A 1,730-nucleotide genomic window follows, 5' to 3' on the forward strand; every position below is an offset into this window, starting at 1 on the left:
CCCAGTCGACGGCGCGCAGGATGCCGAAGCTGAGGCCGTAGGCGATGCCGATGCAGAGGCCGCGCCAGTTGGCGGACCGTTGCAGCAGAGCGGTGTGGGTGGCGGAGTCGCCCAGTCGGGCGGCGAGTTGGGCGAGGGCGAAGTCCGCGGTGGTGTACTCCAGGGTGGTGGCGGCGGGACCCCAGACGCTCCAGGTGTCGGCCGGGATGTAGCCCAGCGTGTCGTACGGCTCGTGCCCGGGACGCTCGCGCTCGTCGCGGCTTCCGTCGAGGGCGAGGCGCAGCAGCCGGCGGGCGTCGAAACCGGTGCCGCCGAAGGCGTGCACGGTGGCGGCCATGACGGGCAGCGGGTCGCCGACCATGACGCCGGTACCGCCGTTGGCCAGTGTCCAGCGGTCGAAGTAGCCGGCGGTGACGGCCTGGTCGACGATCGATTCGGCGATGTCGGCGGCCTCGTGGGGCGCGATCAGCGCGACCAGCTGGATCTGGGAGCGGTAGACGTCCCAGCCGGAGTAGTCGGCGTACCGGACCCGGCCGGGGCGGGTAGTGCGGAGCTGCCCGTCGAAGCCCGGGTAGCGGCCGTCGGTGTCGCTCAGCACGCTCGGGTGGAGCATCGAGTGGTAGAGCGCCGTGTAGAGCACGCGCCGCTGGGTGGGGGTGCCGCCGGCGACGGCGATGCGGCCCAGGAGGGCGTTCCACCACGCCCGGGCGGCGTCGCGGACCTCGTCAAGCCCGGCGCCGTGCTGCTCGGCCTCCAGGTTGGCGCGGGCGCCGTCGGCGCTGACGAAGGAGATCCCGACCCGGGCGGTGACCACCCGGTCCGCGCCGGTGTCGAAGGAGACCACGGCCTGGGCGCCGGAGGCGTCGAGCGGCCGCTCACCGTACGACGCGCTCCGCGCCTGGCGCTGGCCGTCCGCCGGGCCTGCGGCGTGGGCGTTCTCGGGCTCGGCGTTCTCCGGCCCGGCGTTCTCCGGTCCGGTGCTCCCGGGGCCGGCGCTCTCCGGCCCGGTGCCGTGGGCGTCCTTCCGCGTGACGCCTGTGCTGTGACCGGTGGCGGTGCGGGCGCCGGAAACGCCGGGGCCGACGGGCTCGGCATCGGCGCCGCCGAGGCCCACGTGGCTGAAGGGGTGGTCGAACTCCGCGTGGAAGTACACCCGGTAGCGGTTGCCGGTGCCGCAGAAGCCGCCGCTGTCGGTGTGGCCGGAGATGGTGTTGCCCGCGACGGTGATCTCCCCGGACGCCGCGTTGAAGGCCCGGCCCGCGTCGACGGTGAGCGAGGCGGTGTGCCCGGCCGGGTACGTGAAGCGCGCGATGCCGGACCGCTGGGTGACGGCGAGTTCGGCCCCGATCCCGTTGGCGAGGGTGACGCCGTACGAGCCCGGGGCGATCCGCTCGTCGGCGTGCGAGAACCCGGTGAAGGGCACGGGCGTACCGTCGAGGACGGGCATGAACGGGGTGGTCCCGTAGTCACTGCAGCCCGCCCCGGAGATGTGGGTGAGGCTGAAGCCGCTCAGCCGCGGGTCGTCGTAGGCGTAGCCGCCGTGCTGGTAGGTGACGGTGTCGGGACTCCACTGGACCATGCCGAACGGGGCCGACGCACCGGGGAACGTGTTGCCGGCACCCCCGCCGTGCCCCCGGTCCGGGGCGTCCGCCCGGGTTCCGACGTACGCGTTGACGTAGCCCGCGGGATCCTCCACGACCACGTGCGCCGGAGCGGGCCCCCACCCGATG

General features: G+C 74.3%; 1 protein-coding gene. It reads right to left on the bottom strand.

Going from position 1 to position 1,730, the window contains the following annotated elements; translation table 11 throughout:
* On the bottom strand, positions 1 to 1,696 hold a 1,696-nt coding region (locus ABZ885_RS40595; protein ID WP_360200149.1), incomplete at its 3' end, for a glycoside hydrolase domain-containing protein.
* Positions 1,697 to 1,730: the final 34 nt, after the last annotated feature.

This window comes from Kitasatospora sp. NPDC047058 (assembly GCF_040643935.1).
In the GTDB taxonomy this organism is placed as follows: Bacteria; Actinomycetota; Actinomycetes; order Streptomycetales; family Streptomycetaceae; genus Kitasatospora.